At 57.4% G+C, this 24451-nt stretch carries 19 protein-coding genes; 5 read left to right on the forward strand and 14 right to left on the reverse strand.

Annotated elements, in window-relative coordinates:
• Positions 1-83: 83 nt before the first annotated feature.
• Entirely contained in the window at positions 84-1295 is a 1212-nt protein-coding gene (dpaL, locus tag KHQ26_RS10695; RefSeq protein ID WP_071599331.1) for a diaminopropionate ammonia-lyase, read from the reverse strand.
• Positions 1296-1606: 311 nt separating this feature from the next.
• Here dpaL and KHQ26_RS10700 point away from each other — a divergent pair, with 311 nt between their 5' ends.
• From KHQ26_RS10700 to KHQ26_RS10715, 4 genes are all read left to right on the forward strand, one after another.
• The gene (locus KHQ26_RS10700; RefSeq protein WP_002898209.1) at positions 1607-2068 is read left to right on the forward strand and encodes an Lrp/AsnC family transcriptional regulator; all 462 of its coding nucleotides are present in this window, start codon (positions 1607-1609) and stop codon (positions 2066-2068) included.
• Positions 2069-2243: 175 nt separating this feature from the next.
• Positions 2244-3644 (forward strand): asparagine--tRNA ligase, encoded by a 1401-nt coding sequence (asnS, locus tag KHQ26_RS10705; protein ID WP_002898206.1) that lies wholly within the window; start codon positions 2244-2246, stop codon positions 3642-3644.
• A 591-nt stretch (positions 3645-4235) separates the two neighbouring features.
• Positions 4236-5315, forward strand: coding sequence for a porin OmpK35 (gene ompK35, locus KHQ26_RS10710; RefSeq protein ID WP_004141771.1), 1080 nt, complete (start codon positions 4236-4238; stop codon positions 5313-5315).
• Between the two features lie 187 nt (positions 5316-5502).
• Positions 5503-6693: an amino acid aminotransferase gene (locus tag KHQ26_RS10715; protein WP_002898202.1), complete on the forward strand. Its 1191-nt coding sequence runs from the start codon at positions 5503-5505 to the stop codon at positions 6691-6693.
• 68 nt (positions 6694-6761) lie between these two features.
• Here the strand turns inward: KHQ26_RS10715 and KHQ26_RS10720 are convergent, their stop codons facing one another.
• The 7 genes from KHQ26_RS10720 to cmoM form a co-directional block, all read right to left on the reverse strand.
• Positions 6762-7409 (reverse strand): MBL fold metallo-hydrolase, encoded by a 648-nt coding sequence (locus KHQ26_RS10720; RefSeq protein WP_002898200.1) that lies wholly within the window; start codon positions 7407-7409, stop codon positions 6762-6764.
• Between the two features lie 13 nt (positions 7410-7422).
• Positions 7423-7974 carry a YcbK family protein gene (locus tag KHQ26_RS10725; protein WP_002898198.1) on the reverse strand — a complete coding sequence of 184 codons (552 nt, stop codon included), beginning with the start codon at positions 7972-7974 and terminating at the stop codon, positions 7423-7425.
• Between the two features lie 302 nt (positions 7975-8276).
• Positions 8277-10067, reverse strand: coding sequence for a L,D-transpeptidase (gene ldtD / locus KHQ26_RS10730; RefSeq protein ID WP_004211429.1), 1791 nt, complete (start codon positions 10065-10067; stop codon positions 8277-8279).
• Between the two features lie 200 nt (positions 10068-10267).
• A complete protein-coding gene (mukB, locus tag KHQ26_RS10735) occupies positions 10268-14716 on the reverse strand; it encodes a chromosome partition protein MukB (protein ID WP_004176682.1) in 4449 nt (1482 codons plus the stop codon).
• Positions 14716-15420, reverse strand: coding sequence for a chromosome partition protein MukE (mukE, locus tag KHQ26_RS10740; RefSeq protein WP_004150840.1), 705 nt, complete (start codon positions 15418-15420; stop codon positions 14716-14718). Before mukE ends, mukB begins: the two co-directional genes overlap by 1 nt.
• A complete protein-coding gene (gene mukF / locus KHQ26_RS10745; RefSeq protein ID WP_002898189.1) occupies positions 15401-16723 on the reverse strand; it encodes a chromosome partition protein MukF in 1323 nt (440 codons plus the stop codon). The genes mukE and mukF overlap by 20 nt, the downstream gene beginning before the upstream one ends.
• On the reverse strand, positions 16720-17520 hold the full coding sequence (gene cmoM, locus KHQ26_RS10750) for a tRNA uridine 5-oxyacetic acid(34) methyltransferase CmoM (protein ID WP_002898187.1): 801 nt from the start codon (positions 17518-17520) through the stop codon (positions 16720-16722). Before cmoM ends, mukF begins: the two co-directional genes overlap by 4 nt.
• Positions 17521-17641: 121 nt before the next feature.
• Here cmoM and elyC point away from each other — a divergent pair, with 121 nt between their 5' ends.
• Positions 17642-18421 carry an envelope biogenesis factor ElyC gene (elyC, locus tag KHQ26_RS10755; protein WP_020804503.1) on the forward strand — a complete coding sequence of 260 codons (780 nt, stop codon included), beginning with the start codon at positions 17642-17644 and terminating at the stop codon, positions 18419-18421.
• Here the strand turns inward: elyC and KHQ26_RS10760 are convergent.
• The 6 genes from KHQ26_RS10760 to msbA all read right to left on the reverse strand — a co-directional run bounded on the left by KHQ26_RS10760 (position 18398) and on the right by msbA (position 24427).
• Entirely contained in the window at positions 18398-19291 is an 894-nt protein-coding gene (locus KHQ26_RS10760) for a YcbJ family phosphotransferase (protein ID WP_211777884.1), read from the reverse strand. The two genes, elyC and KHQ26_RS10760, sit on opposite strands and share 24 nt — an antisense overlap.
• Positions 19292-19428: 137 nt before the next feature.
• Complete coding sequence (gene kdsB / locus KHQ26_RS10765) at positions 19429-20175, reverse strand: 3-deoxy-manno-octulosonate cytidylyltransferase (RefSeq protein WP_002898180.1); 747 nt, start codon at positions 20173-20175, stop codon at positions 19429-19431.
• Positions 20172-20354, reverse strand: a complete 183-nt coding sequence (gene ycaR, locus KHQ26_RS10770; RefSeq protein ID WP_002898177.1) for a protein YcaR — start codon at positions 20352-20354, stop codon at positions 20172-20174. Before ycaR ends, kdsB begins: the two co-directional genes overlap by 4 nt.
• Positions 20355-20417: 63 nt before the next feature.
• Positions 20418-21647, reverse strand: coding sequence for a winged helix-turn-helix domain-containing protein (locus KHQ26_RS10775; RefSeq protein WP_009486271.1), 1230 nt, complete (start codon positions 21645-21647; stop codon positions 20418-20420).
• A gap of 54 nt (positions 21648-21701) precedes the next feature.
• Complete coding sequence (gene lpxK, locus KHQ26_RS10780; RefSeq protein WP_019704634.1) at positions 21702-22682, reverse strand: tetraacyldisaccharide 4'-kinase; 981 nt, start codon at positions 22680-22682, stop codon at positions 21702-21704.
• Complete coding sequence (msbA, locus tag KHQ26_RS10785; RefSeq protein WP_004201387.1) at positions 22679-24427, reverse strand: lipid A ABC transporter ATP-binding protein/permease MsbA; 1749 nt, start codon at positions 24425-24427, stop codon at positions 22679-22681. The genes lpxK and msbA overlap by 4 nt, the downstream gene beginning before the upstream one ends.
• Between the last annotated feature and the right edge of the window lie 24 nt (positions 24428-24451).

Consider the following 24451-nt stretch of genomic DNA (forward strand, 5'->3'; position numbering starts at 1 on the left):
GTTTTCGTTATGAGTCAGAACGCTTGTCATACCGAGGGCTTGTAGGGTAGGTAAGATGGCCCCCTTGTTATTGTCGATAGCGCTCAACCATTACGGCCAAACCAGACGATGTCTTCATAGACATCGGGTGATGTATCTCCTTCCGTGCTGATTAACAGAACCTGTGCATCGGCATTCAGGCGCAGCGATTCGGCAAGCTCGCGATACGCCGGTTGAGTCATCAGCGCATAAAGCACTCCTGTGCCAATAGCGCCGGATTCCCCGGAGACAAAAGGTTCGTCAGTACCTGGTCGCGGAGCGGCCAACAGGCGCATGCCGTTGGCCGCCAGACAATCGTCGGCGGAAATAAAACAGGTGGCATGGTCGCGGAGCATTGGCCAGCTGGTGATATTAGGTTCACCACAGGCAAGCCCGGCCATCAGGGTTGACATATCCCCGCCGACGCTGTGCGGCAGTCCGTCATTAATGGTTGCCGAGCGAAACAGGCAGTTCGCCTTGTGCGGCTCAACGATGATGATGGTGGGAGCCTGCTGCTGCATCTTTTCGATGAAATATCCCATGATGCTACCGGCAAACGACCCGACCCCGGCTTGTAAAAACAGATGCGTCGGCATCGGCGCTCCGCTTTCTGCCAGCTGCTGCCAGATTTCAACAGCGAGGGTCATATAGCCTTGCATGATCCATGTGGGGATCTGCTCGTAGCCCTGCCAGGCGGTATCCTGGAGTAGAACCCATCCCTGCTCGCGCGCGGTTTTGGCCGCCAGCCGAACTGTGTCGTCGTAGTTCAGTTCAGTAATCGTGCATTCGGCGCCATGCCGGCGAATATTCTGCGCGCGTACCGGCGACGAGCCCTTTGGCATATACACCACCGCACGCAGCCCAAGCTGCTCAGCCGCCCACGCCACGCCACGTCCGTGGTTACCGTCGGTAGCAGTCACAAATACGATGTCCTTGATACGCGCCTTAATCACTGGTGAATTAAGCTCGGCAAAGCTCAACGTATTAATATCTCGCTCAAGCAGAGCGGCGAGATATTTCCCCATCGCATAAGATCCGCCTAATCCTTTAAACGCATTCAAACCGAATCGCTGCGCTTCATCTTTTATATGGATCGATCCCAGCCCCAGCCGCTGGCTTAAAAATTCCAGCTTACGCAGCGGCGTGACCCGGTAATCAGGAAATTTTTGATGGAATGCCAGCACTTCGTTCCCCACGCTTTCATTCAGCAGACTCAAGTCTGCTCCCTGGCCATAGGGCTGCCGCCGGGCGTTAAGTTGAAATTTAATTGTGTCCACTATTCAGGCACCTCTATTTTCATATCGTCCTGCGACGATAACGTTATTTGCGACCATTCCGCCTAAACAACGGGTGCACGGATCCGTGCGGCCTGAGACAGGACGGTCGCTTTAAATTGGTTAAGTCAGAATGTGAGAGGCTTTTTGTCGCGATATACCGCTTTCCCACTGCCTGTGATGGTACACTGCGCCCGGCGGTTAATTGGCGCAAAGTTGCCCATCGCGCCGCAATTTTCACTCTGTTTTATCACTCTCACGCAACAACGTTGCATTAGTGAGGTTGATCACAGGCTTGCAGGACGAGATATATGATGAAACTTGACGCATGGGATAAAAAAATTCTTACGCTCTTGCAGCGTAATAATCGCTTGTCGCAACGGGAGATCGCCGATCGGATCAGCCTGTCTCCTTCGGCAGTCAATCGGCGTATCGCTGCACTGGAGGATGCAGGAGTGATTAAAGGCAGTGTTAGCTTAGTGGACGCCAGTAAAGTGGGAAGACCAATCACCATTATGGTGCAGGTGACCATTGAGAATGAACGTCTCGATCTGCTTGAGGAGGATAAACAGCGTTTCGTAACCTGTCCGCAAGTGCAGCAGGTCTACTATGTCACTGGCGACTTCGATTTCCTGCTCGTGATCAACGTCCGTGATATGGCGGAATACGAAGCGCTAACCCGTGAACTCTTTTTTGCCTCGGGAAATATCAAGTCTTTCCGGACCATCGTGTCTATGCAAAATGCGAAGCAGGAAATGACGGTCATTATCGAGTAAGTCGTGTAAAAGTCGACATGGGGAGCCAAAGAACGCCCCGGAGGTGTATTTATTTCCGAAATCCACCCTTCCCTGTGCGAAATCTACTTGTCTGATGGAAGATGACAGGTAACATAGATATCCCCCCGCTGTTGGGGGAAGAGACTTTTTTATTGGACTACATAGAGAGATTATTATGAGCGTTGTGCCTGTAGCCGACGTACTCCAGGGCCGCGTTGCCGTTGACAGCGAAGTCACGGTCCGCGGATGGGTGCGTACCCGCCGAGATTCTAAAGCTGGCTTTTCTTTCCTCGCCGTCTATGACGGTTCCTGCTTTGATCCTGTACAGGCCGTTATTAATAATTCTCTGCCCAATTACAATCAGGAAGTGCTGCGTCTGACCACCGGCTGCTCGGTGATTGTCACCGGTAAAGTCGTGGCTTCTCAGGGTCAGGGTCAAAGCTTTGAGATCCAGGCGACCAGCGTGGAAGTGACCGGCTGGGTGGAAGACCCGGACACCTACCCGATGGCGGCCAAGCGCCACAGCATCGAGTATCTGCGTGAAGTAGCGCACCTGCGTCCGCGCACCAACCTGATTGGCGCGGTAGCCCGCGTGCGTCACACCCTGGCGCAGGCGCTGCACCGCTTCTTCAACGAACAGGGCTTCTTCTGGGTTTCCACCCCGCTGATCACCGCCTCCGATACCGAAGGCGCCGGCGAAATGTTCCGCGTGTCGACGCTGGATCTGGAAAACCTGCCGCGTAACGATCAGGGCAAAGTCGATTTCGACAAAGACTTCTTCGGTAAAGAGTCGTTCCTGACCGTTTCCGGCCAGCTGAACGGCGAGACCTACGCCTGTGCGCTGTCGAAGATTTATACCTTCGGCCCGACCTTCCGCGCCGAGAACTCCAACACCAGCCGCCACCTGGCGGAATTCTGGATGCTGGAGCCGGAAGTGGCCTTCGCCAACCTGAACGACGTTGCCGGCCTGGCGGAAGCGATGCTCAAGTACGTCTTCAAAGCGGTACTGGAAGAGCGTGCGGACGACATGCAGTTCTTCGCCGAGCGCGTGGATAAAGACGCTATCGACCGTCTGCAGCGCTTTATCACCGCTGATTTTGCCCAGGTGGATTACACCGACGCCGTCACCATTCTGGAAAACTGCGGCAAACAGTTCGAGAACCCGGTGTACTGGGGCGTGGATCTCTCCTCTGAGCACGAACGTTACCTGGCCGAAGAGCACTTCAAAGCGCCGGTGGTGGTGAAAAACTACCCGAAAGACATTAAAGCGTTCTATATGCGCCTTAACGAAGACGGTAAAACCGTCGCGGCAATGGACGTTCTGGCGCCGGGCATCGGCGAGATTATCGGCGGTTCCCAGCGTGAAGAGCGTCTCGACGTGCTTGACGCGCGTATGGCAGAGATGGGTCTTAACAAAGAAGACTACTGGTGGTATCGCGACCTGCGTCGCTACGGCACCGTGCCGCATTCCGGCTTCGGTCTGGGCTTCGAACGCCTCATCGCTTACGTGACCGGCGTGCAGAACGTCCGCGATGTTATTCCGTTCCCGCGGACGCCGCGCAACGCGACATTCTAAATTTTTCTGACATCAATCTGAAAGGCCAGCGCAAGCTGGCCTTTTTTTATGTCAATTACTGTTAGTAAAATTCAACAACCTTAAACATCAAGACCAGGAAATCACAATTATGTTACGCACTGTTTCGGTGCATCCTGGTGATGCAGATCGCACTTTATGTTCATAACTGAGCAAAACCGCTGATAAATTTGCTCATTTTTTGACCTTTACCCGCACATCTTGCAAAGACAGAGACTGAATAAAAAGAATACGAATTCAATACACAAAATGAACGAATTGCCGCTTAGCCAAATTAATCATAAATAATTCATATAGATAGATAAGTAATGGCGTTTGCCCTTATCCGGTGGAACGGAATTTTGATTAAGTTCACAAAGTTCCGCTAAATACACATTTAGTTACATGATTTTTCGTTTTGTTACTCATATGAGATATTCGTAGCATTTTCCGGCTAGCGAAACGTTGTCGCGGATGGAAAGATGCCTTCAGACACCAAACTCTCATCAATGGTTCTGTAAGTTTTTATTGACAGAACTTATTGACGGCAGTGGCACGTGTTCATATAAAAAATATTAATGAGGGTAATAAATAATGATGAAGCGCAATATTCTGGCAGTGGTGATCCCTGCCCTGCTGGTAGCCGGTGCAGCCAACGCTGCAGAAATCTATAACAAAAACGGCAACAAACTGGACTTCTATGGAAAAATGGTCGGCGAGCACGTCTGGACCACCAATGGCGACACCAGCAGCGACGATACCACCTATGCCCGTATCGGCCTGAAAGGCGAAACTCAGATCAACGATCAGCTGATCGGCTACGGCCAGTGGGAATACAACATGGACGCGTCCAATGTTGAAGGTTCCCAGACCACAAAAACCCGTCTGGCGTTCGCAGGCCTGAAAGCGGGCGAATACGGTTCATTCGACTATGGCCGTAACTACGGCGCGATCTACGACGTCGAAGCGGCAACCGATATGCTGGTTGAATGGGGCGGTGACGGCTGGAACTACACCGACAACTACATGACCGGTCGTACCAACGGCGTCGCAACCTACCGTAACTCTGACTTCTTCGGTCTGGTTGACGGTCTGAGCTTCGCGCTGCAGTACCAGGGTAAAAACGACCACGACCGTGCGATTCGCAAGCAGAATGGCGACGGCTTCAGCACCGCAGCCACCTACGCGTTCGACAACGGTATCGCACTGTCTGCAGGCTACTCCAGCTCTAACCGTAGCGTCGATCAGAAAGCTGACGGCAATGGCGACAAAGCCGAAGCCTGGGCGACCTCTGCAAAATATGACGCTAACAACATCTATGCGGCCGTCATGTACTCCCAGACTTACAACATGACTCCGGAAGAAGATAACCACTTCGCCGGTAAAACTCAGAACTTTGAAGCAGTTGTACAGTATCAGTTTGACTTCGGCCTGCGTCCGTCCATCGGCTACGTACAGACCAAAGGCAAGGACCTGCAGTCGCGTGCTGGCTTCTCCGGCGGCGATGCGGATCTGGTTAAATACATCGAAGTGGGTACCTGGTACTACTTTAACAAGAACATGAACGTCTACGCTGCGTATAAATTCAACCAGCTGGACGACAACGATTACACCAAAGCGGCTGGTGTCGCCACTGACGACCAGGCGGCCGTGGGTATCGTTTACCAGTTCTAATCTGTAGTACACCCCTTCGTGATATGCCTTCAAAGCAGGACTTCGGTCCTGCTTTTCTGTATTCGTGAGGCAAAGATCGTCTCTTTCGAAAACCTTCGCGCTTTTTGTCGCAAACGGTTGGCAATTCGTTATTCTCCCGTTAACCTGATAGCGGATTTCCCTTCAGTAATCACAATGGAACCTCGTCATGTTTGAGAATATTACCGCCGCCCCAGCCGACCCGATTTTAGGTCTGGCCGATCTGTTTCGTGCCGATGACCGCCCTGAAAAAATTAACCTCGGAATTGGTGTTTACAAGGATGAAACCGGTAAAACGCCCGTTCTGACCAGCGTCAAAAAAGCAGAGCAGTATCTGCTGGAAAATGAAACGACTAAAAACTATCTGGGCATCGATGGTATTCCTGAATTTGGTCGCTGCACCCAGGAGCTGCTGTTCGGTAAAGGCAATGCGATTATCGCTGATAAACGCGCCCGCACCGCGCAGACACCGGGCGGTACCGGTGCGCTGCGTGTCGCCGCAGACTTCCTCGCCAAAAACACCGACGTGAAACGTGTGTGGGTAAGTAATCCGAGCTGGCCGAACCATAAAAGCGTATTCACCTCTGCCGGGCTGGAAGTGCGCGAATACGCATACTACGACGCGGCTAACCACGCGCTGGACTTTGATGGTCTGCTGGCCAGCCTGAACGAAGCCCAGGCGGGCGACGTGGTACTGTTCCACGGCTGCTGCCACAACCCGACCGGTATCGATCCGACGCTCGATCAGTGGCAGCAGCTGGCGCAGCTGTCGGTGGAAAAAGGCTGGCTACCGCTGTTCGATTTCGCCTACCAGGGCTTCGCCCGCGGTCTGGAAGAAGATGCTGAAGGGCTACGCGCTTTTGCTGCTCTACATAAAGAGCTGCTGGTCGCCAGCTCCTACTCGAAAAACTTTGGCCTGTACAACGAGCGCGTCGGCGCCTGCACTCTGGTCGCCGCGGATCAGGAGACTGTAGACCGCGCCTTCAGTCAGATGAAGTCGGTGATCCGCGCCAACTACTCCAACCCGCCTGCGCACGGCGCCTCCGTGGTCGCCACCATTCTGAGCAACGATGCGCTACGGGCAATCTGGGAGCAGGAACTGACCGATATGCGCCAGCGCATCCAGCGTATGCGTCTGCTGTTCGTCAATACCCTGCAGGAGAAAGGCGCGAGCCGCGACTTCAGCTTTATCAGCCAGCAGAACGGCATGTTCTCATTCAGCGGCCTGACTAAAGAGCAGGTGCTGCGCCTGCGTGAAGAGTTCGCCATCTATGCGGTAGCTTCCGGACGTATCAACGTGGCCGGGATGACGCCTGACAATATGGCGCCGCTGTGCGAAGCCATCGTCGCCGTACTGTAAGCGATAGTATTCGGTATAAAGAAAAAGGCCGCGAATGCGGCCTTTTTTATGTGTTCGCGTCATGTCTGTTACCAGACCGGCATCTCATCCTGCAGAAACGGGTTATTACGGCGTTCCTCACCCAGCGTCGACAGCGGACCATGGCCGGGAATAAAGGTCACATCATCGCCCAGCGGCAACAGCTTTTCCTTGATAGCCGCAATCAGCTGCCCATGGTCGCCGCGCGGAAAATCGCTGCGTCCCACCCCGCCTTTGAAAATCACGTCTCCGGAGATCAGCAGTCGGGAGGCGTCATCAAAAAAGACCACATGGCCCGGCGTATGGCCCGGGCAGTGCAGCACCTGCAGCGCCACATTCCCCACATTGACCACATCGCCTTCATTGAGCCAGCGATCCGGACGCAGCGGTTGGCAATCCTCCAGGCCGAACATCCGGCTTTGCGCCGGTAATCCTTCCAGCCAGAACTCATCCTCTTTTTCCGGACCAATAACCGGTACGCCATAATGCTGCGCCAGTTCAGCCGCGGCGCCAACGTGATCGAGGTGGCCATGCGTCAGCAGGATCTGCATCAGCGTGACGCCAGCCTCCGCCACCACCGCTTTGATACGTTCAGCATCGCCGCCAGGATCGACCAGCGCCGCCAGCCGGGTTTGCCCGCACCAGATAAGAGAACAGTTCTGCGCGAACGCGGTAACCGGAATAATACGATAGTTCATGACGCTCCTTTCGTTACCAGTGCCTTACGGGACCGGTATCAATATGCACAAAGTTACTACGTGGGTAATATCCTACACCACCTGCGCGCATAGATAACGCCGCTTTGCGAATATTGCTTAACGAAATACCTTCAATATGGAAATCCATCGCCTGCCCCTTGGTGTGATAGCTGTGTTTCGCTACACCACGGCTTCGTGCGCGAAGCTCATCGTTGGTATCAAGGGAACGATAGCCAGAGATAAGCTGGACAGGTTTGTTGGTGCCAAGTAGTCCCTGCAACCGATAAAGATGATCGAACAGATTTGGATCGATGGACTTAATTTTATTCGCGCGATAGTCACGGAAAAAATGGTTAAGTCTTGCTAATTCATCCTGAATATAGCCTCTGCCATCGAAAAACTCCGCCCTGAGCGATTCACCGGTATGCAGGTTATTCAGCGTCAAAATACGCGGACGGGGGGTCGAGAGGGTGGCAAATGCCGGCGCAGGGAGAATGGCGGCAGCACCCAGCGCAGCGCCACCCAACGCCAGCAATCTGCGGCGATTAGCGTCAAATTTGTCCATGATAATCAGGTCTACAGTCAATGAATCGTTATATACTTTTTCCGCTTTGCGCGATGCCAGGATCAGCTCGCTATCGCTCGCCACGACCGAGATGTTGCCCGGCAAAGGAGAGCGTTCGCGCTAACCGCGCTACGCATTGAGCGGAATGATATGTATATGCACTTCTGGCGCACGAAAGGCACCTTACCGGGCATTATTGCCAACGTCAAGGCAGCCTCACCCCAGGAAAATCGGGCGCTGCAGAGGTGCAGCGCCCTTTTTTACCCAGTGCTAGGACAACAAAATCCATTGAACTACTTCATTTACCTGATTAATTGTTCCGCTTTCGTCAGAATTTGTGCGCTGGATCGCGCGGTGATATCGTAATTGTAAATATCTGTTCGATATTGTGTACGTCCATCAGCGTCCACAAACGCCGTTAAGTAATATAAATTCACCGGTATATTTTGCCGAATATTGACATAGCGCGTATCCCCCTGCTTCAGGGCGTCGGAAATGCGCGTGTCATTCCAGCCCGCGTCCTGCAGCAGCATATTGGCCAGCTCCGAGGCTTTATTGACCCTGACGCAGCCGGAACTGAGCGCACGGACATCCTTCTGAAACAGATTATGATTCGGCGTATCGTGCAGATAGATAGCATCCGAACTCGGCATATTAAACTTGTAACGCCCCAGTGAATTACGTGCCCCAGGCGCCTGCTGAAAACGGAACGGTAAATTGTTCTCGGTGATGGTTGACCAGTCAACCCGGTAAGGATCGATGGTCTCTTTACTGTTCCAGCCGCGCATCACGGTGTAGCCATGCTGCTCCAGATAGCCAGGATTATTACGCACCTTCGGCAGAATATCTTTGCGCGCCAGGGTGGGCGGTACGTTCCACGGCGGATTGACCACTACGTTGTTCAGCGCGCTGCTCATCATCGGCGTCTTGCGGTCTGGACGTCCGACGATCACCCGCGAGGCCAGCACCTGACTGCCGTCCTGGTAATAGACCAGCGAAAACGCGGGAATATTCACCATGATACCGGTCGATAGTTTGCCTGGCAGCAGACGTAGACGCTGAATGTTCAGCGCCAGCACGCCAGCGCGCTGCGCCGATGAGACATTGAGCCAGTCACGGGTGGATTGGCCGATGACCCCATCCGCCCCCAGCCCCTGCATGGCCTGAAAGCGCTTAACGCCCTCCACCAGCTGGCGATCGTACACACCGCGCGCCGCGGGCTTGCTCTTTTTCTTCGCCGAAGGACTCACCACGTCGCCGGGCAGAACGATATTGGCGGAATTTTCCAGCATCCCGGTACGCTGGAGGATCTCGCGCAGCGCGCCGATATCATTGCTCCATTCTCCCGGACGCAGCGAGCCGCTGCCGGTCATCTGCGGCCATGGACGTGAATCAGCCACCAGCGCCAGCAGCGACTGGTGCATGGCCTCATACTGCGGATGACGCGGCGCCAGGCCGGCGATAAACGCCGGCAGGGAGCCATTATCCAGCGCCAGCTGCCACTGGTTAATCACCGACAGCGGCGGGGTCGCCATCTTGTACGGTGTCGAGCTATATAACCAGCGGGTCCCCTGGGTGGGGATGCCGCTGATAAAGTGCAGATAGCCCATCATGGCATCAGACAACACCACATCGCGCGCCATACCGCTGACGGCAGGATCGGTCAGCAGACTGACCCAGGTGGTAAACTGCGGCTGAAAACCGGCGATGGCGATCTCCGCCAGCTGCTGCTGGAACGCCTGCACCGCCTCGCGGTTTTCCCACATCGGTTTCATATCCCTGGCGGCGTATAGCGAGACCAGCGGATTCATAAAGACGGGTTTGTAGCCAGCCGGCAATAGCGCTTCGATCTGGGCGCGACTGTTCGCCGCGGCTTCCATCGACAGCGGCTGCTCACCGGCCAGCTTCGCGACCGCCGGCGATTGCCCGTCGCTTTGCGACAGCGCGACGGAAAGCTCTCCAGGCGTAGCGGAGCTATCACCTGGTACGACTTCAGGCTCTGCGGCCTGGACATTGAACAGCGGAGCAAATGCCATTGCCAGGCTCAGACTGAGCGCTGACAATGGACGACCATACCGTTTCTTAAGCAACATCCCTTGCCCCCTGTTGTCACACATTGCCGCCCACAAATTCGTGGGCTTTAACACAGTATATAAAGACGAAAAGGCTTTTGCCTTACCTAATGTAAAGAAGCTTAAAGATTATACCACCCTGGCATAGCAAGCTGGATAGCAAAAAGGGCAACTTAACGTTGCCCTTTTCAGCGCTTACCCGCCAGTAGTGAGCTGCATCGTCAGGAGGCGTCGGCCGTTCCCGGCAGCGCTTCCGGCAGCGGCGCGGCAAACCCGCGCAGCCCCACGACGTGCACATGTTCGTGATTATTGAACACCTTACGCACCAGTTTATAGGTAGTGCCTTTTTCCGGACTGATGTTCTCCGGCGCTGCGATAATCAGCTGCATCTCCAGACGTTCGCACAGCTCGAACAGGGTGGCGATGGAGCGGGCGTCAAGACGCGCCGCTTCATCGAGGAACAGCAGACGGCAAGGCGAGATATCCTTGCCGCGCAGGCGACGGGATTCATCTTCCCAACTCTGCACCACCATCACCAGAATCGACATCCCGGTACCGATAGCTTCCCCGGTAGACAGCGCGCCGGACTCCGCGCGCAGCCAGCCGTCGGAGCCGCGGTTAACTTCCACTTCCATCTCCAGATAGTTGCGGTAGTCGAGCAGCTCTTCACCGATGGTTTGCGGCGTGCGCTGCCCCATGTCGATCTGTGGGTTGAGACGCTGATAGAGCTTGGCCAGCGCCTCAGAGAAGGTCAGACGATTGCTGTTAAACAGATCCTGGTGCTGCTCATGCTGCTCGGAGAGCACGTCGAGCAGCATCGAGTGGGTCTCACGCACATTGACGTTCAGACGCACGCTGTTGACCTGGCCGAAGGAGACGCTCTGCAGACCCTGGTTGAGCATCCGGATACGGTTCTGCTCGCGCTGAATGGTTTTGCGAATAATGTTGGCCACGCTGCGGGAACTGATCGCCAGCTTCTGTTCACGGTTGGTCAGCTCTTCGGTCAGGCGGCTGAGCTCGATCTCCATCTGCTCGATCGCTTCCACCGGATCATCGGTGCGAATAATATCCTGACGAATACGCTCGCGCAGATGCTGGTATACGGCAACGAAGAACTGAATTTTGCGCTCCGGACGCTTCGGATCTTCCGAGATACGCAGCACGTCACGCAGATGTTCGTTATCGGCGACCGCCAGACGCAGCGCCCCCAGCGCCTTATCCGACATTGAGCGCAGCTCATCGGCGGAGAGATAGGCCAGCTCGCGGCGATGCAGACGACGTTCGACGCCGTTGTCTTTCACCAGACGCATCACCGCGCACCAGCCCGCCTTGGCGGTCACCACCTGCTCGCGCATTTCGCAGTAATCGCGCTCCAGCTTGCGCAGTTTACGGGTCAGGTTGTCCATTTCCGCTTCGCAGAAGGTCAACGCTTTCTCCAGCTGATTGCGTCGGGAGCGGTTATTGCTCAGCTGCATGTGCAGCTCATCGCGACGCGCGCGAGCACGCTCTTCCGCGCCGGCGTCGGCGCGCACGCCAATGTCCTGCAACTCTTTATACAGATCGTTGAGCAGCTCTTTCTTGGTGTCATACGAGCTCTTCAGCGAGGCCAGCACCTGATTGTACTGACTAAGCTGCGCCGCATGGGCACGCATCGCGTCGCGCGCGCGGCTGCGTTCGGACTCCGCCTGCTCCAGACGCTGGCGCAGCTTCTCGTTGAGATCGCTGTTGCCGCTGAGCATTTCCGCCGAATCGGAGTAGCTGAAGTGGGCCCTGCGCTGCACAACTTCCGCCAGGGCAAAAGCCTGCTGACGCGCATCGCGCTGGGTTTGCTGCGCATAGGCGTAATCTTCTTTCAGCTGCTCAAACTGCTCCGGATCGCTCTGCAGCACCGAAACAATAGGCTCCAGCTTCGCCAGCTGGTTACCGTGCTGCTGAATAAAGCGCGCGGCCTCCTGCGCTTCGTCCAGACGTTCCTGGATCTCGTCCACGCGGTCGGCCAGCGTATCATCCGCCAGCAGGTTCAAGCGCGGCAGCAGGCGGTTGAGCGCCGACACGCCCTCTTTCGCCTGCTCGTACTGCACACGGTTCTGTTGGTTATCGCTTTCATGGGCGCTCAGCGCACGCTCCAGCTCGCCGCGGCGGCTGTTGAGTTTGCGGATCTCTTCTTCCGGATCGTCCTCGAAAGCCACCGCCAGATGGCTGCCGATAAAGCGGCTGAAGGCCTGGTGCAGGCGCTGGGTTTTCTGCACATCGAACGACAGGGTCGCAAAACGCTCTGACAGCGATTCACGCTCGGCATGCAGGGTTTCAATGCGGTTTTCACGTGCCGCGCGGCCAAACAGCGGCAGCGACGGGAAGCGCGAATAACGCCACTGGCGATCGGCAATCTTCACCACCACCGCTTTTTCCAGCTCGTCGACGCTGAATACGCTGTCATCGAAGGACTGCGGATCGCCTTCGATCAGATAGAGATCTTCCGGGCAATCTTCCAGTCCCTCAAGCTGCTCGGCTACCCGCGACAGATCCGGCACCACGATCGCATGGCGCGACGGACCGTACAGCGCGGAGAAGTACGGCGCATCGTCCAGGCTAACATCATCGTAGATCTCGGACAGCAGAACGCCGCCGAACCGTTCCGCCAGGGCGTTGAGGCGCGGATCTTCCGAACCGCCCGGCTGGCTAAGACGCTCGATTTCTTCGTCGATGGCGCGCTTGCGGGCGCCGACCTCGTCACGTTCAACGATAGCCTCTCGTTCACGCTCCAGCAGCTGCTGCAGGTATTCGGTGACCTCCTGGCCGGACGCAAACTGCTCGCCGCTTTGCTCGCACAGCTGGTTAAGGCTGTTCTGCGCCGCCAGCCAGACCGGCGCCCGACGCATCAGCGTCTGGGTACGCGACTGCAGTTGCTCCAGCTCCTGACGCAGCGCCATGCGCTGCTCCTGAGCATTGGAGACGCTGTCGGCCAGCGACGCGATGCGCGCTTCCAGCTCCTGATGCAGCGTTTCCAGATCGTCGATATCGTAGCGTTTACCCTGGCGTTTGCAGAACTCGGCCAGCTGACGCTCAGCGTCCTGCTGCTCGCGCAGGCGCTGTTCAAGCTCGTTGAGGCGGCTGCGCAGCCCCTGCGCCTGCTCGGCCTGGTGGCGCTGGTTCACGCCGTCGCGCAGCAATTCGCGCGCTACGTCCCAGGCTTCATTGCGCGCCAGCGGGCCGTTAATCGCCGCCACCAACTGGTAAGCCTGTTCAAACTGGCTGTGCGCGGTTTGCGCCACGCTCATTTTCTGTTCCAGCGACAGCATTTTCTCCGTCGCTTCCTGCTCTTTCGCCTGGAAGGTTTCTAGCCACTCGTCGGCGCTCTCCGGGGTCAGATCCGGCAGATGGCACAGCGCCTTCGCGCGCTCCAGCGCCTGCAGCGCCTGGTTATACTGAATGGCGCGGGTCTGCTGCACATCGAGCGCCTGCTGATAGTCGGCGAGCTGGCTTTTCAGCTCATCCACTTCCAGCTCGGCGGCCTCAGCGCGGGCTTCGTTCTCTTCCTGACGATCGACGGCTTCCGCCACCACTTCATTCTGCTCTTCCAGACGGATCTGCAGCTCGTCGAGATCCGCTTCGTAGCGCTCGATTTTTTCCTGCTGACGCAGCGCAGTCTGCACCAGGTTCAGGTGATCGCTGGCGGCCTGGTAATCGGCTTCCAGATCGCCCTCCGCGCCGTTATGCTCCTGCAGTTCGCGCGCCATGTCGACGTGCTTATACTGCTCAGCCGCCAGCTGCGAACGCGAGGTGAAGAGATCGCGGCGATACTCCAGCGCCTTATCCAGGTGAATGCGCCTCTCGTTGGCGTGACGCATATAGTCCGCCGCCACGTAGTTGGTGGCTTCGCTGATCAGGTGTTTAAACAGATCGCGGTCGGACTGGGTAACGCGAATGGCTTCCAGCGTCATGCGGTTTTCCCGCAGCGCCGCTTCCATATCCTGGAACGCTTTACGCACGCCGCTGTTTTCCGGCAGCAGGTAGTCGCGCAGCGAGCGGGTAATGGTGCTGGAGATCCCGCCGTACAGCGAGGCCTCAATCAGGCGGTAGTACTTGCTACGATCGGAGGCGGAACGCAGGCGACGCGCCACCACGCCCAGATCGAACATTAGCGAGTGATATTCGGTGATCGAGTTGAACTGTTTAAACTGGACCCCTTCCATCGCCTCGAGTTTATCTTTCAGCTCGTTGAGGCTCACGACGCGCGCCTGGCGATCGTTCAGCGTTTCGGTCAACAGCTGGGTCGGCAGGATAGAGGTCGGCAGTCCCTGAATGGCGAAAGGTTTAATATCGACTTTACGATCGCGCCCGGCGACCTGCTGCAGGCGCACGCCGACCACCACGCGCTGGTGGCGGGAGTTGATCACATCGAGTACCGAGTAACACACCCCGGCGCGCAGCTTACCGTGCAGGCCTTTATCGCGTGAGCCGCTGGTGGCCCCCGCTTCGGTGGTGTTACGGAAGTGCAGCAGGGTTAAATCCGGGATCAGCGCCGTGACGAAGGCCGCCATGGTCGTGGACTTACCCGCGCCGTTCCCCCCGGAGAGGGTGGTCACCAGTTCATCAAGATCAAAGGTCCGGGCAAAGAAGCCGTTCCAGTTAACCAGCGTTAGCGAGCGAAACTTACCGCGTTCAATCATTACTCTTCCTCCCCGCTATCCGGCTGGTTTTCTTCATTCTCATCATTGAGCTGCAGGTGATTTTCCAGGGCCATCGCTTCCCCGTCGCGGATCAGACGGCGCTGCGCTTCGCGCGGGTCGTCGCCGGCGCGCACATCGGCGCCAAAGCGGAATACCGATTCGGTAATGCGAAACTTGCTGCTATCGTGGCCCATAAACCACACCATCCCCAGACGGCGTAAGCGGTTAAGCGAGGCCCGCATTTTTTCCTGCAGCTTCTGGCGGTCCAGATCCGAACCGGTGGAACGGTTGTTCACCAGCTTCAGCAGCCTGGATTCATCGGCCAGGGTCAGCAGCTCGTCATAGAGCTCCTGCTGGGTAAAAATCCCTTCGTTCGCCAGGCGCTCCGGGCTGAGATAGAGATAGCAAAGAATTTTGCCCACCATCATATCCAGCTCGGACAGTACCGAGCGCGAAATCAGCGTGGTGGACCGCGGGCGCAGGTAGAAGAATCCCTCCGGCGCGCGGATCAGCTCGACGTTATAGCGAGCGTAAAACTCTTCCAGGTAATCCTGAAAATCCATCAAAAATGCGTGATTATCCAGCTCGTCGAGACCGATATGACGGCCCGCGCGCAGGGCGCTGTCCAGCGCCGGAAATAACGGATTGGCCAACGCCTGCGCCAGCTTAACCGGCATCACTTGTTCAATATTTGTCAATGACATGCGCCTGTACCTTGGCTCCGTAATCATTAATCGGCTGCCATTTTGCCGGCAGTCCGGTGAAATCTGCCTGGGCGACGCCCAGCTGTACCGCCTGATCCACGACGATCCGCGCCACGTCGAAGTGACGCCCGCGCGGATACTGCGCCAGGAACTCCCGCGCCACCAGGCCGAGATCCAGCGGTATTCCTTTCTCTTTATAGACCGCCAGCTGCGCTTCGATCAGCGCCGCCAGCTGCTCGCGAATTTCGTTAAACTCTTCAAATTCGAGGTCCGCCGGCAGCTCGCCGGTGACCTCTTCATCGCGCAGGGCCATCTCTTCATCGCGCATATCCAGCAGGCGGTCGGCGTTGGCGTAAGTTAGCGCCCACGGTTCATCAAAATAGGTCTGCACCGACTGGCGCAGACGCTGGGCGAAGACGCGGTTCTTATCCATATCGATAGCGGTACGGATAAACTTGTGCACATGGCGGTCGTAGCCGATCCACAGGTCAATCGCCTGCTGACCCCAGCTGACGATGCGGTCGAGCTTGCTTTGCAGATCGAACACCAGCCGATCGACAAAATGGAGATCGTCGCGCGCCATGGTCGAGTCCTGAATGCGCAGCAGGTTCGCCTGCAGCTTATCCCCTGCCGCATCCAGCGTATCCTGCAATTCGCGCAGGGTGCCGGAGGTTTCCGACAGCAGCAGTTCACAGCTGGAAATCGCCGCGCGCCAGTCTTTATTCAACAACTGCGCGATATCGTCTTTCACCAGCTGCTGCTGCTCATCCATAATGCGCTGCGTCAGGTCGATGCTGTCGAAAATTTCCGCTACGGAATACTTCAGCGGCGCAAAAACGTTGCGATGCCAGTGGAATTCATCACCGCCCTCTTCCGCGGCGTCCGCCGCGCGCTTCAGCTCGCCGGCGACGATCGACAGCTGCATCGAGAGACGCAGCGTCGAGAATTCGCGCTGACGGATATAATAATCGGTGATCCCAATCCCCAACGGCGTCAGGCGATAGATCGCATTGCCTTCGGTAATTTCGCTGGTAAAGCGGTTCAGCAGACGCTGGCGCACCAAATCGTTGATCGCGTTATTGGCGCGCTGGCTGATGGTTTCGCTGGTCTGCTCAAACGCATCACTGACGTGGCGGAACGCATCCACCAGTTCACCCTCGCTCATTTCCCCTTCCAGTCGTTCACCATTCAGAGTGGCGATCGCCAGCAGGAAAGAGAGTCTGTCGACCGGTAGCGAGATTGAAAAATCATTTTTTCTGGCCCAGGCAACCAGTTCGGGGACTGTCTGGGAAAATTCACTCATACTTTATCCTTGCATCTGCGGCTATGAGCCTGGCTCTTAAGCGCGGTGACATGAATATAACGGCCCAGGCTGAGATACGGCTCCTGACGACAGTAGCGCGTCTCCAGCGCCAGCAGCGCCGCATAGCTGTCATGCTGTTGGCGTTTTTCACGCAGATAATCATGAAACACCCGCACGCCGGTTTTGCTGACGATCTGCCAGCCAATCTCTTCCAGCCAGTGATAAACCTGCTGTGGTTCACGCGGATAATCCGGCGACAGCGTGCGTTTTTTCTTTTTTGGCATGCCCAGTTGAACGTAATCAAAATTACCGGCAACCATATTGTGCATCAACAGGCCGTTAGCATTGTAGAACATCAATGACAGTCCACCGCCAGCACGCAGCGTCGACCACAGGGTATGCAGTATTTCCTGGGGCTCCGCCACCCACTCCAGCACCGCATGAAACAGTACCAGATCGACCGGGCTTTCCAAATGCTGCGCAATATCCTGAGCCGCGCATTGTACAAAATGCATGTTGTCGATCACACCTTTATCGGCGGCCGCCTGGCGGGCGCGAGCCACCATCTCAGCGGAGAGATCGCAGAGCGTCACGTGATGGCCCAGTTGCGCGACTTTGATGGCCGTTTGCCCTTCGCCGCCGCCGGCATCCAGCACCCTCAGCGGTCCCGGCCCCAGCTGCGCCAACAGCGGTTCCAGATCCTGCCAGAGGATCGCCTGACGCAACTGGCCTTTTGTGGTGCCGTAAATATTGCGCGAAAACTTTTCAGCAATGTCATCGAAATTGCGATCCTGCACGAGTGACTCCACAAGCCAACACAAAACCGCTATTTTGTCATACCCGCGCCGAGAATGAAGCGATCTGTTATAAGATCCGAACATAACTTTGGTTATATGGTTAAAAAAGGAACCATCTGGCATGCTTTTCACGCTAAAAAAGATCGTCGGCGGCCTGCTGTTGCCGCTACCCGCCTTACTGTTGCTGATCGGTATCGGGATCGCGCTGTTATGGTTCAGCCGCTTTCAGCGTACCGGGAAGCTATGCGTGAGCCTCGGCTGGCTGCTGCTGACGCTGCTGAGCCTGCAGCCCGTGGCCGACAGCCTGCTGAAACCGATTGAAGGTACCTACCCCACCTGGCGCGGCGAGCAGCCGGTGAACTACGTGGTGGTGCTGGGCGGCGGTTATACCTGGAATCCGGAGTGGGCGCCAAGCTCTAATCTTATCAATAACAGCCTGCCGCGCCTGACGGAGGGCATCCGCCTGTGGCAGGCGAATCCCGGTTCGAAAATGATCTTTACCGGCGCGGCGGCGAAAACGAACCCCGTCAGCACGGCGGAAGCCGGGGCGAGAGTGGCGGAGAGCCTTGGCGTACCTCGCAGCGATATCATTGTGCTCGATCGGCCGAAAGATACAGAAGAGGAAGCGCTGGCGGTGAAGCGCGCCATCGGCGACGCGCCCTTCCTGCTGGTCACCTCGGCGTCACACCTTCCGCGGGCGATGATATTCTTTCGCCATGCCGGCCTGGATCCGCTTCCCGCGCCGGCCAATCAGCTGGCGGTGACCTCGCCGCTCAATCCGTGGGAGCGGGCCATTCCTTCTCCAGTGTGGCTGATGCACAGCGACCGGGTCGGCTATGAAACCCTTGGTCGCGTCTGGCAATGGCTGAAAGGCAGCTCAGGCGAGCCAGGGCAGGAGTGATTTTGCAGCGAGGTCAAAACGGGCGCGATCAAAGCGCCCGGTGTTGACCAGACTATCCACCTCATCCCACAGCAGATAAAGCCAGCGCCGCCAGACAAAGGCCTCGGAAACTGGCGCCTGCTGCAGGTAGCGCCACAGCAGCTGTTCCGCCTGGCCGCCTTCAGCAAGGCGGAACAGTTCATACTCGCGTGGCGCCCACAGCATCATCCCCGCCCCCACCATCGCCAGCAGCTGATCGCTGCGCGGATCTTTTAGCATGCTGCGCAGAGTGAAGTTGCCATGCACCAGCACAGCATTATCATTGAAATCGCGGAACAGCTCCGGAAGGCACTCGCGGGAGCGGAACAAAAGGCGCTTATCCTGCATGGTGAGACCGGTGTCCTGATACAGGTTCAGGGTGCTCCACAATATCTCTACCCGCTGGCGGTACCAGTTCGGCCACAGGTTTTCCTGGGTATTGTCGACCATTCCCACGCAGCCGCCACTGTCCTGCCGATGCCACGCCAGCAGCCCCTCGACGATTTGCTCCTGCAGTTGCTCCCAGCGCGCCGGGGTGCGCGTCGGCGCCTCCACCGGTACGCCGCGCAGGCGCTCAAGCAACAGCACATCTGGTCCGGGATGTTCTTCGTGCGTCATGACGCCATAAACCACCGGCATACGCACCGTACCATTACGCGCCAGGGTCGAGATCTTCCATGCCAGCTGCCGCGCCACGCCGGGCGTGGTGAAACTTCGCGCCAGCAGCGGCATCGGGTTTCCCTGCGCATCGTACAGGAACCACAGCGCCGTAGCGGCTTGTTCACTGACACACTCCACCCGGCTTAGCTTTTCGCCAAGAAGATGACTGAGTTCGGTTCGCAACTGTTCCATTGTCGATTACCCCTATGAACACTACTGGTTTCATAATGAGCGCCCGCACCTGGGTTGTCATCGGATAAGATCAAAAAGGGGTAAAAAAAGCAAAAAACCGACGGGGATATCCCCTCCAGCAAGGAGGGGACAGAGGGCTAACGCAGCTCAGCGCGGACGCGCTCCAGATCTTCCGGGGTATCCACGCCGGTGCCGGGCACTTCGGCCGCCACGGCGACATGGATTTTCTCGCCATACCACAGCACTCGCAGCTGCTCGAGCATTTCAATCTGCTCCAGCGGGCTCGGCGCCCAGCTGACATAGCGGCGGATAAAGCCGGCGCGATAGCCATAGATGCCGATGTGACGCAGCAGGGAGTCACCGATGGTCTCGCGGGATTGGGCAAAGCGATCGCGATCCCAGGGAATAGTCGCGCGGGAGAAATAGAGCGCGTAACCCTTGGCATCCATCACCACTTTGACCGCATTCGGGTTAAACGCCTCTTCCGCATCATGGATCGGTACCGCCAGGGTCGCCATTCCGCTGCTGCTGGCAGCCAGATTCTCCGCCACCTGGCGGACAATCGCCGGGGGGATCATCGGCTCATCGCCCTGAATATTGACGATAATGGTGTCATCGCTGAACGCACACTTTTCCACCACTTCCGCCAGCCGTTCGGTGCCGGACTGATGGTCGGCGCGGGTCATACAGACCTCGCCGCCGGCGGCTTCAACCGCCCGGGCGACATCTTCGTGATCGGTGGCGACAATAATGCGATCCGCGCCGGATTCGCGAGCGCGCTCCAGCACATGGACAATCATCGGCTTACCATTAATGTCCTGCAGTGGTTTTCCCGGCAGGCGCGTGGAGGCGAAACGCGCAGGAATAATGACCACGAAACTCATGAGTGACTCTCTTCTAGCGCCAGCGGACGCGCCTCTGTCTCCAGCAGCACCGGGATACCGTCGCGCAGCGGAAACGCCAGGCTATCAAGTTTGCAAATAAGTTCTTGCTTATCCTGACTGTAATACAGCTTGCCGTTACAGACCGGGCAGGCGATGATTTCAAGTAAACGGTGATCCATGTTTCCTCCTGATGGACCGGATAGATTTCTCAGCAGCATATCACAGGAAGGCAGGCGCCGGGATCAATCGGCGTCGATTTCCCACCCCTGCTCCTGGCCGACAAACAGCCCTTCCGGCAGGCGTCGGCACAGGATCCGCTCTGCCGATTGCCAGCGTGCGAAGTCGTTAATCGCCCGGCGCAGCCCCTGCTCCAGACCACGGGTGATCTTCACCCCCTCCTCCAGCCACAGAGCGAAGATCTCCAGCTCCCGGCTTTTGCGATGTATTTTACTGTCCATCCGCCCGACCAGTTTTCCCTGGTGCAGCAGAGGCAGTACGAAGTAGCCATACTGACGCTTCGGCGCCGGGGTATAACACTCCAGGCGATAGCTGAAGTTGAACAGCTGCTCAGCGCGTTTCCGATCCCAGACCACCGGGTCGAAGGGCGAGAGCACGGCGCTATGGCTGGCGGTCAGCTTACCGCCGGGCGCGGTCTCCAGCTGCGCCAGCGCCTCGTGATGCAGCCACATCTCGCCGAGTGCTTCCACGTTAACCGGCACCACCAGCCCCTCTTCCTGCCAGGCCGCCAGCAGACCCGGTAGCGACGGCTGGCGCAAGCGATAGTAATCGGCCAGCCACTGGGCGCGGAAGATGCCGAGACTACGGGCGCTATTGCGCAACATAATGGCCTCTGCGTCTTCGCGGGAGAGCGCGTCGCGCTCGTCGTCCCAGTCCGGCATCACCCGCCGGGTTAGATCATACACGCGGTGAAAATTGCGCCGCTCCACCACCATCACTTCGCCGGCGGTAAACAGCCCTTCCAGGTGGCGCTTATGCGGTTTCCACTCCCACCAGCCGCTGGCGCCTTTGCGCGGGTGGGTAAAATCCGCCGAGCGAACCGGGCCGTTTTGCCCGATATGCGCCACCAGCTCGGCAATACTCCCGGCATGCTCCTCCATCCACGCGCGATGGTATTTCCAGCCCATATTGTCGGGATTCAACATGCGATGGCGCACCAGGGCGAAATCGCTGCGCGGCAGAAAGCAGGCTTCATGCGCCCAGTATTCCATTAGCTCGCCGTTGCGCAGCGACTCATCCAGCCAGTGCTGCGGATAGCTGCCAAGACGGCTGAACAGCACCAGGTAGGGGCTGCGGGCCACCACGTTGATGGTATCGATTTGCAGCAGCGACATCTGCTGGATGGTGGAAAGAATGTCTTTCGGGCGAGCGCGACGTCGGGGCTTCTTTAACAACCCCTGCGCCGCGAGATGGAGGTGGCGCGCCTCGTTAAGCGATAGTTGCAATACCGACATGCAGGTTCTCCGTCAGGAATTCCAGCACAGCGGCGAGCAAAGCCGGCGCGTCAGTTAACGTTGCGCCAACGTCGCTAAGTCCGCAAGCAACCGCTGTGCGCGTTCATCGGCCATTATGGCGTCGACCGGTAAATACCACCAGTTTGCAGCGGCGAAATCGCGACATTTCACGGCATCTTTCTCGGTCATCAGCAGCGTCTGATCGGCGGTCACCAGGGCGGCGACATCATCCTGGCTCAGCGCCTGATGGTCCGCCAGCGCCACGGTTTTGACCGGCTGGACGCCGCAGCTTTCGAGGGTGGCGAAGAAGCGCGGCGGATGGCCGATGCCGGCCATCGCCACTACGTTCGTGAAGGTGGAGACATCGCGACGTTCGCCGGTAAGCAGGTTAACCGCCATCCCTGGGCGCAGCCGCATCGGGATCTCACCCGGACGCGCCACGCCGCCGTTAACGATAACCGCATCAACGCTTTGCAAGCGCGACGCCCGCTCGCGCATCGGCCCGGCAGGCAGCCACCAGCCGTTGCCAAAGCGGCGCACGCCGTCAATAACGACAATTTCTCTGTCCCGCGCGAGCTTATAGTGCTGTAAACCATCGTCGGTCACAATCATCTGCAGATCGTGCGCGCTGAGCAACGCTTTTACCGCGTCGCTGCGTAGCGGAGCGACAGCGACCGGGGCACCGGTACGCTGATGGATCAACACCGGTTCATCACCCGCCAGCGCCGTACTGGTTCTGTCGTCCAACACCAGCGGATAGCGTTCAGCTTTACCGCCGTAGCCGCGAGACACGACGCCAACGCGAATACCGCGCTGCTGCAGCTGCTCCACCAGCCAGATCACCACCGGCGTTTTGCCATTGCCGCCGGCGGTCAGGTTACCAACAACCACTACCGGCACCGGCGCGCGCCAGGCTTTTTGCCACCCCAGCCGATAGCTGAGGCGAATCACCCCGCTCACCAGGCCATACAGCCAGGAGAGCGGCAGCAGCAGGCGCCACAGCGGCGATTCCCCGGACCAGATGCGCGCGATCATTCGCCGAATTGCATCTTATGCAGCTGGGCGTACACGCCCTTATGCTCCAGCAGGTCATGGTGCGTTCCGCGCTCCACGATCCGCCCGTCTTCAACCACCACGATTTCATCAGCCTGCTCAATGGTCGACAGACGGTGAGCGATAACCAGCGAGGTACGGTTTTTCTGCAGCTCATCCAGCGCCGCCTGAATGGCACGCTCGGACTCGGTATCCAGCGCCGAGGTGGCTTCATCAAGGATCAGGATCGGGCTGTTACGCAGCAGCGCGCGGGCAATAGCAATACGCTGGCGCTGGCCGCCGGACAGCATCACGCCATTCTCGCCGATGATGGTATCCAGACCATTATCCATCTTGTTAATGAAATCCATGGCGTAGGCCATGCGCGCGGCCTCTTCAATCTGCTCGCGGCTGTACTCTTCGGTACGGGCATAGGCGATATTGTTGGCGACGGTATCGTTGAACAGATGCACGTTCTGTGAAACCAGCGCCACCTGATCGCGCAGCGAGCTCAGCTTGTACTCGCGCAGGTCGTGGCCATCCAGCAGGATCTGGCCGTCGTCGACATCGTAGAAGCGGGTGATCAGGCTGGCAATGGTCGATTTACCCGACCCTGAGCGCCCCACCAGCGCCACGGTTTTCCCTTCCGGGATATCGAGATTGATATTGCGCAGCGCGGCCACTTCGCGACCTGGGTAGGTAAAGGTGACGTTCTCGAACTTGAGATTGCCTTTCGCCCGCTCAATGACCCGCGTACCTTCGTCTTTTTCCTGCTCGGAATCGAGGATCGCAAACAGCGTCTGGCACGCCGCCATCCCGCGCTGGAACTGGGCATTGACGTTGGTCAGCGACTTCAGCGGACGCATCAGCGCAATCATCGAGGAGAAGACCACGGTAATGGTCCCGGCGGTCAGGGTGTCCATCACGCTCGGGAAGCTGGCGGCATACAGGACAAAGGCCAGCGCCAGGGAGGCGATAAGCTGAATGATCGGGTCGGAGATAGACGAGGCGGAAACCATCTTCATCCCCTGCAGACGCATTTTATTGCTGACTTTATCAAAACGTTTGGTTTCCACTTCCTGGCCGCCAAACATCAGCACCTCTTTGTGCCCTTTCAGCATCTGCTCGGCGCTGGTGGTGACCTGCCCCATCGTGTTCTGCATATTCTTACTGATATTGCGAAAACGCTTGGAGACCACGCGGATCGCCACCGACACAATCGGCGCCAGTACGATCAGGATCAGCGACAGCTGCCAGCTGTAATAGAACATCATCACGAACAGACCGATAATCGATGCCCCTTCGCGGACCACGGTGATCAGCGCGCTGGAAGAGGAGGAGGCGACCTGCTCAGAATCATAGGTGATGCGTGACAGCAGCGTTCCGGTAGACTGCTTGTCAAAGAAGGCCACCGGCATACCCATCATGTGGCCGAACAGGCGACGACGCATGGTCATCACCACTTTGCCGGAAACCCAGGAAATACAATAGCTCGAGATGTAGCTGGTGATCCCACGCAGCACCATCAGGCCGATAACCACCAGCGGCATCCATAGCAGCACTGAGCGATCCGTTTTACCAAAACCATCATCCAATAACGGTTTAAGAAGCGATAACATGAAGGTGTCACTGCCCGCGTTAAGCACCAACGCCACCGCCGCTACGATTAGCCCGGCTTTAAACGGCGCGATAATCGGCCAAAGTCGGCGGAAGGTCTGCCACGTGGAGAGATCTTTATCGTTCTGCATTCAATAAACCAGCTTGTGTTGAAA

The organism is Klebsiella sp. 10, assembly GCF_018223925.1.
Lineage (GTDB): Bacteria > Pseudomonadota > Gammaproteobacteria > Enterobacterales > Enterobacteriaceae > Klebsiella > Klebsiella pneumoniae.